We start from the raw sequence: 15436 nt of genomic DNA, 5'->3' as shown, positions 1-15436 counted from the left end.
GTCCACCGAGCCACACCGGACCCACGACTCCCGCGCGTTGACAGCCCTGCAGGGAAGTGGTGGGCTTGCGGCCCATGACTGGCCGTATGAGATCCGCCGCAGCCGGAACGGCCGCCCTGGTGGCGACCGTTGTCGGCGGGATGCTGGCCGGGATGCCGGGGGCGGTGGCCGCGCCGAGGGCGGCGGACAGCGGGGCGGCGGTGACCGCGCCGGAGACCGCCACGGCAACGACGTCTGTATGGCCGAAGCCGCAGTCGCTGACCGGGCGGAGCGGGTTCACGGCCATAAAGAACGGCACCGTGACACTGGTCGCCGGGCCGGAGGCCGACCCGTACGCGCTGGAGGCGATCCGGGCCGTGCTGCGCGAGGCCGGCGCCCGGCGCGTGGTGGCGGCGAGCAGCGGCGAGGGCGCGACCGGCACCGTGGTGTACGCGGACGGGCCGGGGGCGGCGCGGGCGTTGCGGGGGCTGGGTGCGGCGGAGACGGGGGATCTGCCGAGCGGTGGGTACCGGCTGGCCGTCGGGAGGAAGACGGTGGCCCTCGCAGGGGTGGGCGAGGACGGCCTGTTCCACGCGGCGCAGACGTTGCGGCAGCTGGTGACCGCACAGGGGCTGCCGGGTGTGGTGATCCGGGACTGGCCCGCGACAGGGGTGCGCGGGGTGGCGGAGAGCTTCTACGGCGAGCCGTGGAGCCAGGCGCAGCGGCTGGCGCTGCTGGACTTCCTGGGCCGTACGAAGCAGAACCGCTATCTGTACGCCCCGGGCGACGACGCGTACCGCCAGGAGAGGTGGCGCGACCCCTACCCGGCGGAGCAGCGGGCGGAGTTCCGGGCGCTGGCGGAGCGGGCGAGGCGTAATCACGTGACGCTGGCGTGGGCGGTGACGCCGGGGCAGGAGCTGTGTTTCGGCTCGGCGGACGACCGTGGGGCGCTGCTGCGGAAGATCGACGCGATGTGGGCGCTGGGGGTGCGGGCGTTCCAGCTGCAGTTCCAGGACGTGAGTTACAGCGAGTGGCACTGCGCCGCGGACGCGGACACGTACGGCAGTGGCGCGAAGGCGGCCGCCCGCGCGCAGGCCGACGTGGCGAACGCGGTGGCCGAGCACCTGACGGGGCGGTACGGCAAGGACGCGGCGGCGCTGTCGTTGCTGCCCACCGAGTACTACCAGGACGGCGTCACCGCGTACCGGACCGCGCTGGCGAAGGCGCTGAACCAGGACGTCCAGGTGGCCTGGACCGGGGTCGGGGTGGTGCCGGAGAAGATCACAGGGGCACAAATGGCCGACGCCCGGACGGCGTTGGGGCATCCGCTGCTGACGATGGACAACTATCCGGTGAACGACTACGCCGAGGACCGGATCTTCCTGGGCCCGTACAGCGGGCGGGAGCCCGCCGTGGCGTCGGCGTCGTCCGGGCTGCTGACGGCGGCGATGCAGCAGCCGGCCGCCTCACGGATTCCGTTGTTCACGGCGGCCGACTTCGCGTGGAATCCGAGCGCGTACGACAGCGCCTCGTCCTGGCAGGCCGCGATCGATGACCTTGCGGGAAAGGACACCGGCACACGCGCGTCGCTGCGGGCGCTGGCCGGCAACGACGCGTCGTCGGCGCTGGACGAGGGCGCGGAGTCGGCGTATCTGCGGCCGCTGTTGAAGGCCTTCTGGGCGGCGTACGAGGGCGGGGACCGTACGGAGCCGGCTGCGGCGGCGCAGCGGCTGAAGGCGGCGTTCGCGGCGATGCGGGACGCGCCGGAGCGGCTGGACGGCCTGGCGGAGGGCGGGTTCGGCGCGGAGGTGCGGCCCTGGCTGAGTCAGCTCGCGTGGTACGGGAGCGCGGGCGGGAAGGCCGTGGACATGCTGCTGGCCCAGCAGCGCGGGGACGGCGCGGCGGCGTGGCGGGACCGGCTCGCGGTGGACCGGGCGCGCAAGCGGATAGCGGCCGGCACGGCGACCGTCGGGGCCGGGGTGCTCGGGCCGTTCCTGGCCAAGGCGCTGACGACGGCGGACGCATGGAGCGGGGTCGGCACCGACGCCCGCACCGCCACGGCGACGCTGGGCTCGGCGCGGGCCACGGAACTGTCGGCGATGACGGACGGCAAGGAGGCGACCGCCTGGACGAGTGACACGCCGCCGCAGAAGGACGACGCCTTCGGCGTGGACCTGGGCACCGCGCGGACGGTGCGCGAGGTGCGGGTCACCATGGGCGCGCAGGACCATCTGGGCGATGCGATCCTGGAGTACTCGGCGGGCGACGGCTCGGGCTCGGACGGCGGCTGGAAGCAGGCCGGGGTCTTCCACGACCGGGCGACCGTCACCGCGAGCCTCCCGGCGGGCGCGAAGGCCCGCTACGTACGGCTGCGGTCGACGGCGGCGCAGGAAAGTGCCGTGTCGGTACGGGAGTTCACGGTCACGACGAGCGACGACGAACGGCCGCCGGACACCTCGCCGGTGACGGACGGCGACCTGACGACGGCGTACCGGGGCACGGGCGGTTCGCTGACGGTCGAGCTGGGCCCGGCGCGGGCGCTGGACGCGGTGACGGTGCTCACCGATCCGGCCGGGGCGGGGAGTTCGCCGGCCTCGGTGGAGGTGCGGGTGCCCGGCGAGGGCTGGCGGCGGATCGGCAGCCTCGGCGGCGGCTGGACGGAGCTGGCCGCGCAGGGGGCGCGGGCCGACGCCGTACGGCTGGTGTGGGCGGACGACGCGGACGCGCCGCTGGTCCACGAGATCGTGCCCTGGTACGGGGACCGGCCCGCGGCCCGTATGACCCTCGACCGTACGGAGATCGACGCCGAGATCGGCGGCGACCCGGTCACCGTCTCCGCTCAGCTGGCCGACGACTCGCCCGACGCCGCCCGCGTCACCCTCACCGCCGAACCCCCGGCGGGCGTCACCGCGACCGCCCCGGGCGCCGTGGACCTGCCGCGGGGCGGCACGCTGACGGTTCCGGTCGAGGTGTCGGTCCCCGCGGGCACGGTGGAGGGCACGTACGAGGTGCCGGTCACGCTCGCCGTGGACGGCCGCACGGTCCGGCAGACCGTCACCGTCCACGCCCACCCCCGCACCGGCGGCCCCGACCTCGCCCAGGGCGCGACGGCCACCTCCTCCGCCGACGAGACCGCCGGCTTCCCGGCCGCCGCCATCGCCGACGGCGACCCGGCGACCCGCTGGTCCTCCCCCGTCGACGACCACGCTTGGGTCCAGCTCGAACTGGCCCGGCCCGCCCGGATCGGCCGCGTCGACCTCGACTGGCAGGACGCCTACGCCTCGCGGTACGAGATCCGGACCTCCGCCGACGGCGTGACCTGGCAGACCGCGGCGACCGTCACCGACGGCGCCCCCGGCGCTCGTACGGTGCGCTTCGACTCGCCCCCCGACGCACGCTTCATCCGCGTCCAGGGCGTCGAGCGCGGCACGAAGTACGGCTACTCGCTGTTCTCCGTCAAGGCCTACGCGGTCGCCTCGGGCTGACGGACCGCCCGTGGCGACTTGTCCGGGGCCGGACCCGCGTGCCACTATTCACTCAATACATGTAGCGAGTGAATAGTTATCCGGAGGGGACGGCGACCGCATGAGCACTGGCCACATCCTCCTCAGCCTTCTCGCCTCCGAGGCCGGCCACGGGTACGACCTGAAGCGGCGTCACGACGACCGCTTCCCGCAGGCCCGGCCACTCGCGTACGGGCAGGTCTACACGACCCTCCAGCGCCTGACCCGCGACGGCCTCGCCGAGGTCGCGACGACCGGGGACCCGCAGGACAGCGGCGGCCCGGAACGCACCACGTACCGCATCACCGGGGCCGGCGCCCTGGCGCTGCGCACCTGGCTGTCGGAGACCGTGCCGGCGGCGCCGGTCAGCGCCGCGAACGAGATCTTCGCCAAGGTGGTCGCCATCATGGCGTCCGGCTTCGGCGACCCGGCCGACTTCCTGCGCGACCAGCGCGCCGCGCACCTCACGCGCATGCGTGAGCTGACGGCGGACAAGACCGCGCCGAACGCGACCCTGTCGGCGGTGCTGTCAGCCGACTACGCCCTCAACCACCTCGACGCCGACCTGCGTTGGATGGACACCACCGCGCAGCGACTCGACGCACTGGCCCAGGAGGTCAGAACCTCATGACATCGTCGCCACCCCTGATCGAGGCCCGGGACCTGGTGAGGTCGTACGGCGCCGGGCAGTCACCGGCACTGCGCGGCGCGAGCCTGCGCCTCGCCCCCGGCGAGATCCTCGCGGTGACGGGGCCGAGCGGCAGCGGCAAGTCGACGCTGCTGCACTGCCTTTCGGGCATCGTGACGCCGGACTCCGGCTCGGTCCGGTACGGGAGCGAACGGCTGGACCAGGCGACGGAGACGCGGCGGTCCGAGCTGCGGCGTACGGAGTTCGGCGTGGTGTTCCAGTTCGGGCAGCTGGTCGGCGAGCTGACCGCCCTCGACAACGTGGCGCTGCCGCTGCTGCTCGCCGGGACCTCCCGCAGGAAGGCCCACGAGCGCGCGGGCGAGTGGCTGGAGCGCTTCGGCGTACGCGGGCAGGCCGCGCTGCGCCCCGGCGAGATGTCCGGCGGTCAGGGGCAGCGGGTGGCACTGGCCCGGGCCATGGTGACCCGGCCCAAGGCGCTGTTCGCCGACGAGCCGACCGGGGCCCTGGACACGTTGGCCGGGGAGCAGGTGATGACCGCGCTCGTGCACGCGGCCCGCGAGTCGGGCACGGCGGTGCTGCTGATCACGCACGACGCCCAGGTGGCGGCGTACGCGGACCGCGAGGCGACGGTCAGGGACGGCGCGGTGGCCGGCGAAACGGGCGCGCAGGTGACCCGGTGAGGGGGCTGCGGGCGGACGCGCGGCTGGCCTGGGTCCTGCTGCTGGGCTCACCGCGCAGCGAGCGGTCGCGGCTGGCGCTGACCGGGCTGGGGGCGATGCTCGGCACGGGCTTCGCGCTGGCGGCGACGGTCGTCGCGGTGATCGGCACCCGGTTCGGCGGTGGAGCCCACTGGTACACCAACGCCCTCCTCAACGAGTCCGGTCTGCGGCCGGGCGTGATCGCAGCTCTCCTGCTGCTGGTCGTCCCGGTGCTGGCTTTCATCGGCCAGTGCACCCGGATCGGCGCCCTCCAGCGCGAGCGGCGGCTGGCCGCCCTTCGGCTGGCCGGGGCGACCCCGCGCCAGGTGCGGCGGATCTCGGCGCTGGAGACGGGCGCGGTGTGCGGGCTGGGCTCGCTGGCAGGGCTGGCGGGCTTCCTGGCCCTGCGGGCCGTGGTCGCGGCGGCGCAGAGCCAGCCCGCCCACGACTACCCCGGCTACGCCGTAACGCTGACCTGGCCGACCGACGTACCCGTGCCCTGGGCGGCCGCCGTGCCGGTGGTGCTGGCCCTGCCCGTGCTGGCCGCCCTGGAGGCCCGGTTCGCGCTGCGCAGAGCCGCCGTTGATCCGCTGGGCATCCGCCTGCGCGGGCGGCGTCCACGGGGCAGGTCGGGACGCGTACGGCTGGCGCTGTGGTCCTTGGGGCCGCTGGCGCTGGTGGGGGGAACGGCACTGGTGCTGGCGGGCCTCTCGCAGGCCAACGCGTACGGCGGGGGCGTGGCCCCGTACTGGCTGGCGGCCGCCGCGCTGTACGCGTTCGGGCTGCTGTACGGGTCCGCCGGACTGGCCCTGATGACCGGCAGGCTCGCCGCCCGCTCCGGCCGCCCGGCGCTGCTGATCGCCGGGGAGCGCTTGCAGGCCGACCCTTGGGCGGCGGCGCGGGCGCACGCGGCGGTGATGCTCACCGCCCTGGTCGGGGTCGGCTTCATGGCGATGCGCAGGCTGCAGATCAACTGGATACGGGAGCACCCGACCCAGTACGCGAGCGACGCGTCCTTCTACCTCGGGGGCTACGACCTGGCCGGGATCGCGCTGCTGATCGGCCTCGCGGTCACCATCAGCGGGCTCGCGGTCGGCACCGTCGAGTCCGTGCTGACCCGTCGCCGCACCCTGGCCGCACTGTCCGCCACCGGGACGCCGTCCCGTGTGCTCGGACGGGCGGTGCTGCTGGAGACCGCGCTGCCGCTGGTGCCTGCGATTGTCCTGGCGAGCGGCTGCAGCCTGGCGATGGTGTTCGGCGCGCTGCGCATCGTCGGCGACCGCGGACAGCTGCCGCTGCTCGAACCCCTGCTCACCGCCGCCGGGCTGCTGGCCGCCGCCCTGCTGGCCACGGCCGCCTCACTCCCGCTGCTGCGGCGCACCGTGCACCCCGCTGAGCTGCGTTACGAGTGAACAGACCACCGGACCGACCGCCGAAGGGGGGCGGTCGGTCCGGCCGCCACGCCACAAGAGCGCCCCCGGCCCGCGTATCCGCAGGTCAGGGGCGTTCTCCGGAAACGACGAAGGCCCGGATATCAGGCAGATATGCCGTCTATCCGGGCCACTGCATCCTCCGCGCCGAAGGGCTGCAGGTATGGCATCCAGCGCGGGTCCCTATGTCCTGTGCCGATGATCCGCCAGGCCAGGCCGGAGGGCGGCGCGGGTTGATGGCGCATTCGCCAGCCGAGCTCGGCGACATGCCGGTCGGCCTTGACGTGATTGCACCTGCGGCATGCCGCGACCACGTTGTCCCACGTGTGCTGGCCTCCGCGGCTGCGCGGGATCACGTGGTCGACGCTGGTTGCGACGGCACCGCAGTACGCGCACCGGCCGCCGTCCCGGGCGAAAAGGGCTCGCCGGGTCAGGGGCACGGGGCCGCGAAAGGGGACTCGCACGAATTTCGTGAGTTTGACAACACTGGGCGCGGGAAGCGCCCGGGTCGCGCTGTGCATATAGGCGCCGGATTCCTCGAGGCACACGGCCTTCTTGTTGAGTACGAGGATGAGCGCGCGTCGGAGCGGTACGACGCCGAGGGGCTCGTACGACGCGTTGAGTACCAGGACATGCGGCACAGGTGCCTCCTTATACGCCGGCGGCGCGTGGCTCGCGCCGGGACGATCTGCCCAACAGTCTCTCCGGAAGCCTGGTCGGAGCGCCACCATGACCGGGTAACGGAGCAGAAGTGTTTTCGACCACACCTGCTACATCCCCTTTATTCCCCCTGCTCGCGCTCGAACATGACAACGAGGGATCGCGCATCGCCCGTTAGTGTGGTGGGCCTGTCCTACCGGAGGTTCCCCTGCTGTGTCCGCATCCGCGACGACCACTCTTGACGACGCCCAGACTTCCGCGACGAACGCCGCGGACTATGTCAGCCAGAACTGGGCCGACTGGCTGGCGGCAGGACTGCGCATCCTGCTGATCGTGGTCATAGCCGTGGTTCTGCGGGTCGTGGTGCGGCGGATGATCACCAAGTTCATCGAGCGGATGAACCGGGGCGCCGAGGCCGCCGGGACCACCGCGCTCGGCGGACTGCTGGTCAACGCGGAGCGGCGGCGGCAGCGCAGCGAGGCGATCGGCTCGGTGCTGCGGAGTGTGGCGTCCTTCGTGATCCTGGGCACGGCGGCGCTGACGGTGCTGTCCGTACTGAAGATCAATCTGGCTCCGCTACTGGCCAGCGCCGGTGTCGCCGGTGTCGCGATCGGCTTCGGCGCGCGGAATCTGGTGACCGACTTCCTCTCCGGCGTCTTCATGATCCTGGAGGACCAGTACGGCGTCGGTGACGTCATCGACGCGGGCGTGGCCAGCGGCACCGTGGTCGAGGTCGGCCTGCGGGTGACCAAGCTTCGCGGTGACGAGGGCGAGATCTGGTACGTCCGCAACGGCGAGGTCAAGCGCATCGGCAACCTCAGCCAGGGCTGGGCCACGGCCGTGGTGGACGTCCAGGTCGGCTACGGGCAGGACCTGGAGCGGGCGCGGACGGTGATCACCGCGGCGGCGGAGGAGATGGCCAAGACCCAGCCGTGGGACGAGGCGCTGTGGGAGCCGGTCGAGGTGCTCGGGCTCCAGTCGGTGGCGGCGGACTCCGTGGTGATCCAGGCGCAGGCCAAGACGATGCCCGGCAAGTCCGCGGCCGTCGCGCGTGAGCTGCGCTGGCGGATCAAGCAGGCCTTCGACGGGGCCGGCATCACCATCGTGGGCGGCACGCCCGTCGCGGCGTCCGACGAGGAGCCGGCGGATCCCGCTGACGGCGTGGCCGCGCCCTCGGCGCTGTCCAACCCGGACTCCGCGCAGTCGGCGGCCGCGCAGCCGATCGTGAACCCGCGCGCGACGGGGAAGTAGCAACCCCGGAAACCCCGATTTCGCGCCCCGGCACCGTCATGGTGCCGGGGCTTTTCCGTGCTTTTACGTACGCCTCTTGACGCCCCGGCCGCCTGGGCTTACCTTCCCTTTCATCAACAGGAAAGTTTCCTAACTATCTGCCTGATGGGAGGATGGCGCGCATGGCAGCTGGCACCCCCGGAACCCCCGGCACACCGCGCGTACTGCGCGCCATGAACGACCGTGCGGCCCTGGATCTGCTCCTGGAGCACGGCCCCCTCTCCCGCACCCGGATCGGCAAGCTGACCGGGCTGTCGAAGCCGACGGCCTCGCAGCTGCTGGCCAGGCTCGAAGCGGCCGGCCTGGTGGTCGCGACCGGCACGACCGCCGGGCGGCCCGGTCCCAACGCCCAGCTCTACGCCGTCAATCCCACCGCCGCCCACGTGGCGGGGCTCGATGTGACCGCCGAGCGGATCCGGGCGGCGGTCGCCGACATCACCGGCAAGGTCGCCGGCGAGTTCGAGCTTCCGACGCCGGGCCGCCGCGCCCAGGGCACGGTCGAGCAGGTGCTCCAGGCCGTGGACGGCGCCGTCAAGGCCGCCGGGGTGCTGCGCGGCGACCTGCACCGCATCGTCATCGGCACCCCGGGCGCCTTCGACCCCAGCACCGGACGGCTGCGGTACGCCAGCCACCTCCCGGGCTGGCACTCCCCCGCCCTGCTGGAGGAACTGGCCGCGGCCCTGCCCGTACCGCTGGAGTACGACAACGACGTGAACCTGGCCGCGGTGGCCGAGCAGCGGCTCGGCGCGGCCAGGGACCACGAGGACTTCGTCCTGCTGTGGAACGAGGGCGGCATCGGCGCCGCCATCGTCCTCGGCGGACGGCTGCACCGGGGCTGGACCGGCGGCGCCGGCGAGGTCGGCTTCATGCCGGTGCCGGGCACACCGCTGGTACGGCATGTGGCCAAGGCCAACGCCGGCGGCTTCCAGGAACTGGCCGGCTGCAACGCCGTACTGCGCTTCGCGCGCGAGCTGGGGCTGCCCGAGCCGCAGGGCTCGCTCCCGGATGCGGCGGCCGCGCTGGTGAGCGAGGCCGCGGGGGCGGCGGACGGCCCGTACGCGGAGCTGCTGCACCGCTTCGCCACCGGCCTCGCGGTGGGGCTCGCCTCGCTGGTGACCGTACTCGACCCCGAACTGATCGTCCTGTCCGGCGGAGTGGTCGCCGCCGGCGGGGAGAACCTCCGTGCCCTGGTCCAGACCGAGCTCGCCGAACTGGCCGTACCCCGGCCGCGTCTGGTGCTCGGCACGGTCCAGGAGCACCCCGTCCTGTGCGGGGCGCTGCAGAGCGCCCTCGCCACCACCCGCGACGAGGTGTTCGACACCTCCCGCTGACCCACCCGCACACATAGGCCCTGCCCGGGCCTGGCGGACCGGCATCCCTGCCCGGGCCTGGCGGACCGGCATCCCTGGCCGGCCCGCCGACCTCGCACACCCTTCGCACCCCCTCTTCGCCCCCTCTCCAACCGTTCCCCCGGAGGAAGCGCAGTGTCCCGTCTGACGAAGGCAGCCGCCGCCATCGCGGCAACCGCCGCCATATCCCTGCTGGCGAGCGCGTGTACGGGCTCCAGCGAGAGCACCGCAAACGACGACCCGAACAAGGACGTCACCATCACCTTCTGGCACGGCTGGTCCGCGCCCGGCGAGGTGAAGGCGATCAACGCCAACATCACGGCGTTCGAGAAGGTCCACCCCAACATCCACGTCAAGGTCCAGGGCAACATCACCGACGACAAGATCAACCAGGCGCTGCGGGCCGGCGGCTCCGGCGCCCCGGACGTCGTCTCGTCCTTCACCACCGACAACGTCGGAAAGTTCTGCTCGTCGAAAGCCTTCGCCGACCTCTCGCCCTTCCTGACGAAGTCCGGCATCGACCCGGCCAAGACCTTCCCGACGTCGATGCTGGAGTACACCCAGTTCGAGGGGAACCGCTGCGCCCTGCCGCTGCTCGGCGACGCGTACGGGCTCTACTACAACAAGGACGCCTTCAAGGCCGCCGGCCTCACCTCGCCGCCGAAGACCATGTCGGAGTTCAAGGCCGACGCCGTCAAGCTGACGAAGACCAAGGGCGATTCGTACTCCCAGCTCGGCTTCATGCCGGACTTCCACGGCTACGAGTCCACCACCACGCACCTGTCGGCGCAGTGGAGCCCCACCTACTTCGACAAGAGCGGCAAGTCCGACGTCTCCAAGGACCCCGCCTTCGCCGCCATGTTCAACTGGCAGCAGGACATGGTGAAGGCGCTGGGCGGCTTCACCAAGCTGGAGAAGTACCGGACCACCTTCGGTGACGAGTGGGACGCCAAGAACCCCTTCCAGACCGGCCAGGTGGCCATGGCCATCGACGGTGAGTGGCGGGCCGGGATGGCCAAGGACGCGGGTGTGAAGTTCCCGATCGGCGTGGCACCCTTCCCGGTGCCGGACGACCAGGCGGCCTCGTACGGAAAGGGCTACGTCACCGGCACGATCATCGGCATCGCGAACACCAGCGCCAAGAAGAACGCGGCCTGGGAGCTGGTGAAGTACATGACCACGGACACCGACGCGGTGGTGAGCTTCGCCAACGCCATCCACAACGTGCCGTCCACCTACGCCGCCCTGAAGTCCCCGAAGCTCAGCACCGACCCGGCCTTCCAGACCTTCGTCAAGATCGCGCAGAACCCGGGCAGCAACACCACCCCGCCCAGCGTCAACGGCGGCACCTACCAGCTGACGCTCCAGGACTTCGGCTACGCGTACGAATCCGGCAAGCAGACCGACCTCACGGCCGGCCTCAAGGGTGTCGACACGCAGGTCGACAAGGACATCGCGCAGGCCAAGTGATGAGCACCGCAACCGGCACCGTCCACCCCATGCTCAAGGCCAAGCGCCGCCGCGAGGCGCTGCGCAACCTGGCCTTCCTGTCGCCCTGGCTGATCGGCTTCACCGTCTTCTTCGCCTATCCGCTGATCTCGACCGTCTACTTCTCCTTCATGAAGTACGACGGCTTCGCCTCCCCCACCTGGAACGGCGTCAAGAACTGGTCGTACGTCTTCAACGACTACCCGTTCTTCTGGCCCGCGCTGCGCAACACCCTGTGGTTGGTCGTGGTCATGGTCAGTCTCCGGGTCGTCTTCGGGCTCGGCATCGGCCTGTTGATCACCAAGATCAAGACCGCCCCCGGCCTCTTCCGCACCGCCTTCTACCTGCCCTACCTGGCCCCGCCGGTGGCCGCGACCATGGCCTTCGCCTTCCTCCTCAACCCCGGCACCGGCCCGGTCAACCACCTGCTCGGCGACCTCGGGCTGCCGCAGCCCGGCTGGTTCAACGACCCCGGCTGGTCCAAGCCCGCGCTGACCCTGCTGGCGCTGTGGGGGATCGGCGACCTCATGGTCATCTTCATGGCCGCGCTGCTCGACGTACCCAAGGAGCAGTACGAGGCCGCCGAGCTGGACGGCGCGGGCCCCTGGTCGCGCTTCCGGTACGTGACGCTGCCGAACATCTCGCCGATCGTGATGTTCGCCGTGGTCACCGGCGTGATCCAGACCATGCAGTACTACACGCAGCCCCTGGTGGCCGGGAAGGTCGCCAGCGGCGTCATCGGCGGCTCGGGCCAGCAGTTCGAGCCCGGGTATCCGGACAAGTCCACCCTGACCCTCCCCCAGCTCGTCTACAACCTCGGCTTCCAGCGCTTCGACACCGGCTCCGCGTGCGTGATCGCCCTCGTACTGTTCGCGCTCGCGATGGTGTTCACCGCGCTGCTCATGCGCCGCCGCAGCGGCTTCCTGTCGGCGGAGGACTGATCCCCATGACCACCAACTCGACCTTGGCGCCCCCGGCCGCCGCTCCCCAGCTGACCGCGTCGGCCCACGCCAAACGGGCCGCGTCCCGCCGGGCCGCCCTGGAGTGGGTCGCGGTGCACGCGCTCGGCATCGCGGCCACGCTGTTCTTCGTCCTGCCGTTCGTCTTCGTCTTCCTGACGGCCGTGATGACCGACAACCAGGCGCTCACCGGCGACCTGTGGCCGAAGGACTGGCGGTGGAGCAACTTCGGCACCGTGTGGAACACCCCCGGCTTCCTCACCTGGTGGCGCAACACCCTGCTCTACGCGGGGCTGGGGACGGTGCTCACCGTGCTGTCCAGCACCCCGGTCGCGTACGCGCTGGCCAAGTTCCGCTTCCGGGGCCGCAACACGGCGATGATGCTGGTCATCGCCACGATGATGCTGCCCCCGCAGGTCATCATCGTCCCGATGTACCTGTTCTGGGCCAAGCAGCTGCACATGTCGGGCACCCTGTGGCCACTGATCATCCCGCTGGCCTTCGGTGACGCGTTCTCCATCTTCCTGCTGCGGCAGTTCCTGCTGACCATCCCCAAGGAGTACACCGACGCCGCCCGGGTCGACGGCTGCAGCGACCTGCGCGCCATGCTGCGGGTCGTCCTGCCGATGGCCAAGCCGGCCATCGCCGCCGTCGCCCTCTTCCAGTTCTTCTGCTGCTGGAACGACTACTTCGGCCCTCAGATCTACGCGAGCGAGAACCCGGCCGCCTGGACCCTGAGTTACGGCCTGGAGTCCTTCAAGGGGGCCCACCACACCAACTGGAATCTGACGATGGCCGCCACGGTGCTGGTGATGGCTCCCGTGATCGTCGTCTTCTTCTTCGCCCAAAAGGCCTTCATCGAAGGCGTGACCCTGACAGGAGTGAAGGGATGAAGCTTGCGGTCGTGGGCGGCGGGTCCACGTACACGCCCGAACTCATCGACGGGTTCGCCCGATTGAGCGACACCCTGCCGGTCGAGGAGCTGGTGTTGATCGACCCCGCCGCGGAGCGGTTGGCGCTCGTCGGCGGGCTCGCCCGGCGGATCTTCGAACGGCAGGGCCACCCCGGCAGGGTCACCACGACCTCCGACCTGGACGCGGGCGTGGCCGGTGCGGACGCCGTACTGCTGCAACTGCGGATCGGCGGGCAGGCGGCCCGTAACGAGGACGAGACCTGGCCGCTGGAGTGCGGCTGTGTCGGTCAGGAGACCACCGGCGCGGGCGGCCTGGCGAAGGCGCTGCGCACCGTTCCGGTGGTGCTGGACATCGCCGAGCGGGTACGCAGGGCGGCGCCGGACGCCTGGATCATCGACTTCACCAACCCGGTGGGGATCGTGACCCGCGCGCTGCTGAAGGCCGGTCATCGCGCGGTCGGGCTGTGCAATGTCGCGATCGGCTTCCAGCGCAGGTTCGCCCGGCTGCTGGACGTCACCCCCGACCAGGTGCACCTGGACCACGTGGGGCTCAACCACCTCACCTGGGAGCGGGCGGTGCGCCTCGGCGGCCCGGACGGCGAGGACGTACTGCCCAAGCTGCTGGCCGAGCACGGCGATGCGATCGCCGGCGACCTGCACCTGCCGCGCCCGGTCCTGGACCGGCTCGGTGTCGTGCCCTCGTACTACCTGCGCTACTACTACGCCCACGACGAGGTCGTACGGGAGCTGAAGTCCAAGCCCTCGCGGGCGGCCGAGGTGGCCGCCATCGAGGCGCAGCTCCTGGAGATGTACGCCGACCCCGCCCTCGACGAGAAGCCCGAGCTGCTCGCCCGGCGCGGCGGCGCCTTCTACTCCGAGGCCGCGGTCGCCCTGGCCTCCTCCCTGCTGCGCGACAGCGGTGACGTCCAGGTCGTCAACACCTTCAACAACGGCACCCTGCCCTTCCTCCCCGACGACGCCGTCATCGAGGTCCCCGCGACCGTGGACGCCTCCGGCGCCACGCCGCTGCCCGTCCCGCCCCTCGACCCGCTCTACAGCGGCCTGATCGCCAATGTCACGGCGTACGAGGACCTCGCTCTCGACGCCGCTCTGCGTGGCGGCCGGGACCGGGTCTTCACGGCGCTGCTGTCCCATCCGCTGATCGGTCAGTACGAGTACGCCGAAGCCCTGACCGACCGTCTCATCGCGCACAACCGGGAGCATCTCGCGTGGACCTGACGCCACAACCTCTGGTCCTCGCGGTCGACGCGGGCAACAGCAAGACCGATGTGGCGATCGTCGCCGCCGACGGGTCGGTGCTCGGCACCGCCCGTGGCGGCGGCTTCGAGCCACACATCACCGGCGCCGAGGCGGCGGTCGGGGTCCTGGCCCTGATCGTCGCGGAGGCGGCGGAGGCGGCCGGCCTGTCCCCGGCGCCGGGCGTCCCGCTGGTCGAGCATGTCTCGGCGTGTTTGGCCAACGCCGATCTGCCCGCCGAGGAACGGGAGCTCGAACTCGCGGTCGACGCGCGTGGATGGGGCCGCAGCACGCGAGTGGCCAACGACACCTTCGGCCTGCTGCGGGCCGGCGTCGACGAGCCGCGCGGGGTCGCCGTGGTCTGTGGCGCGGGCATCAACTGCGCCGGGATGCTGCCCGACGGCCGTACCGCCCGCTTCCCGGCGGTCGGGCGCATCTCCGGTGACTGGGGCGGCGGTTACGGCCTGGCCGAGGAGGCGCTGTGGTGGGCCGCCCGCGCCGAGGACGGCCGGGGCGGCCCGACCGCGCTGGCCGGGACGCTGCCGGGGCACTTCGGGCTGCCCTCGATGTACGCGCTGATCGAGGCCCTGCACCTGGGACACATCGGCGCCCACCGCAAGTACGAACTGGCCCCGGTGCTCTTCGCGACCGCCGAGGCCGGCGATCCGGTCGCCCGGGCCATCGTCCTGCGCCAGGCCGAGGAGATCGTCGCGCTGGCCTGCGTCGCCCTGGAACGCCTGGACCTGCTGGGCGAGGAGGCCGACGTGGTGCTCGGCGGCGGGGTCCTCGCCGCGCGCCATCCGCTGCTCATGGACGCCATCGCGGAGGGCTTCGGAGCCCGGGCCCCCAAGGCCGTCATCGGCGTGGTCACCGCCCCGCCGGTGCTGGGCGCCGCTCTGCTCGGCCTGGACCGCACCGGCGCCGCCCACGAGGTCCAGGTCCGGCTGCGGGCGCACTATGGGACGGGGGAACCGGAGGAGCGCGCCATGCGTGAAGACTGACAAGGGACCTGGGCGGTGGGGGCGCAAGATCCACGCATTACCGATGCGGATTGTCAGTACCTGCGGCCATACTGCTGACCAGGAGATTGACCCCGTGTAGGCGGGGTCGGTCCAGGGGGGAGGGTCAGTGACGCAAACGCAGTATTCCGGGCGTCCCGGAGACGGCGTCGACGTGATCGCGTCCGCGACCGGGTCGGACACCGCGCGGCGCCGGCCGGCATGGGCCGAACAGCTCGGCAGGCTGCGGGAGACGGCGACCA

Annotated in this window: 12 protein-coding genes; 11 read left to right on the top strand and 1 reads right to left on the bottom strand. The window is 71.9% G+C overall.

The genetic code is table 11. The features are described from left to right. Window positions 1-86 precede the first annotated feature (86 nt). The 4 genes from ACFXJ5_RS36910 (at window position 87) to ACFXJ5_RS36895 (ending at window position 6241) form a co-directional block, all read left to right on the top strand. Window positions 87-3464 (top strand): beta-N-acetylglucosaminidase domain-containing protein, encoded by a 3378-nt coding sequence (locus tag ACFXJ5_RS36910; RefSeq protein ID WP_384641436.1) that lies wholly within the window; start codon window positions 87-89, stop codon window positions 3462-3464. Window positions 3465-3564: 100 nt separating this feature from the next. Next, the gene (locus ACFXJ5_RS36905; RefSeq protein ID WP_384641433.1) at window positions 3565-4113 is read left to right on the top strand and encodes a PadR family transcriptional regulator; all 549 of its coding nucleotides are present in this window, start codon (window positions 3565-3567) and stop codon (window positions 4111-4113) included. Next, on the top strand, window positions 4110-4811 hold the full coding sequence (locus tag ACFXJ5_RS36900; RefSeq protein WP_384641431.1) for an ABC transporter ATP-binding protein: 702 nt from the start codon (window positions 4110-4112) through the stop codon (window positions 4809-4811). The genes ACFXJ5_RS36905 and ACFXJ5_RS36900 overlap by 4 nt, the downstream gene beginning before the upstream one ends. Then, a complete protein-coding gene (locus ACFXJ5_RS36895) occupies window positions 4808-6241 on the top strand; it encodes an FtsX-like permease family protein (protein ID WP_384641427.1) in 1434 nt (477 codons plus the stop codon). Before ACFXJ5_RS36900 ends, ACFXJ5_RS36895 begins: the two co-directional genes overlap by 4 nt. Before the next feature lie 122 nt (window positions 6242-6363). On the opposite strand, the gene ACFXJ5_RS36890 is transcribed toward ACFXJ5_RS36895, so the two are convergent. Beyond that, window positions 6364-6900, bottom strand: a complete 537-nt coding sequence (locus tag ACFXJ5_RS36890) for an HNH endonuclease (RefSeq protein WP_384641424.1) — start codon at window positions 6898-6900, stop codon at window positions 6364-6366. A 232-nt stretch (window positions 6901-7132) separates the two neighbouring features. Between ACFXJ5_RS36890 and ACFXJ5_RS36885 the strand changes: the two genes are divergently transcribed. From ACFXJ5_RS36885 to ACFXJ5_RS36855, 7 genes are all read left to right on the top strand, one after another. After that, window positions 7133-8170 (top strand): mechanosensitive ion channel family protein, encoded by a 1038-nt coding sequence (locus ACFXJ5_RS36885; protein ID WP_384641421.1) that lies wholly within the window; start codon window positions 7133-7135, stop codon window positions 8168-8170. 152 nt (window positions 8171-8322) lie between these two features. Next, window positions 8323-9540 carry an ROK family protein gene (locus ACFXJ5_RS36880; RefSeq protein WP_384641418.1) on the top strand — a complete coding sequence of 406 codons (1218 nt, stop codon included), beginning with the start codon at window positions 8323-8325 and terminating at the stop codon, window positions 9538-9540. 153 nt (window positions 9541-9693) lie between these two features. Beyond that, a complete protein-coding gene (locus ACFXJ5_RS36875) occupies window positions 9694-11028 on the top strand; it encodes an ABC transporter substrate-binding protein (RefSeq protein ID WP_384641415.1) in 1335 nt (444 codons plus the stop codon). Next, complete coding sequence (locus tag ACFXJ5_RS36870; RefSeq protein WP_384641412.1) at window positions 11028-11987, top strand: carbohydrate ABC transporter permease; 960 nt, start codon at window positions 11028-11030, stop codon at window positions 11985-11987. The genes ACFXJ5_RS36875 and ACFXJ5_RS36870 overlap by 1 nt, the downstream gene beginning before the upstream one ends. 5 nt (window positions 11988-11992) lie before the next feature. After that, window positions 11993-12898, top strand: a complete 906-nt coding sequence (locus ACFXJ5_RS36865) for a carbohydrate ABC transporter permease (protein WP_384641409.1) — start codon at window positions 11993-11995, stop codon at window positions 12896-12898. Beyond that, window positions 12895-14157 carry a 6-phospho-beta-glucosidase gene (locus ACFXJ5_RS36860; RefSeq protein ID WP_384641406.1) on the top strand — a complete coding sequence of 421 codons (1263 nt, stop codon included), beginning with the start codon at window positions 12895-12897 and terminating at the stop codon, window positions 14155-14157. The genes ACFXJ5_RS36865 and ACFXJ5_RS36860 overlap by 4 nt, the downstream gene beginning before the upstream one ends. Continuing rightward, entirely contained in the window at window positions 14154-15176 is a 1023-nt protein-coding gene (locus ACFXJ5_RS36855) for an N-acetylglucosamine kinase (protein WP_384641502.1), read from the top strand. Before ACFXJ5_RS36860 ends, ACFXJ5_RS36855 begins: the two co-directional genes overlap by 4 nt. Window positions 15177-15436: the final 260 nt, after the last annotated feature.

This window comes from Streptomyces sp. NPDC059373, from assembly GCF_042751495.1.
Taxonomy (GTDB): Bacteria; Actinomycetota; Actinomycetes; order Streptomycetales; family Streptomycetaceae; genus Actinacidiphila.
This window is presented reverse-complemented; position numbering and strand designations above follow the sequence as displayed.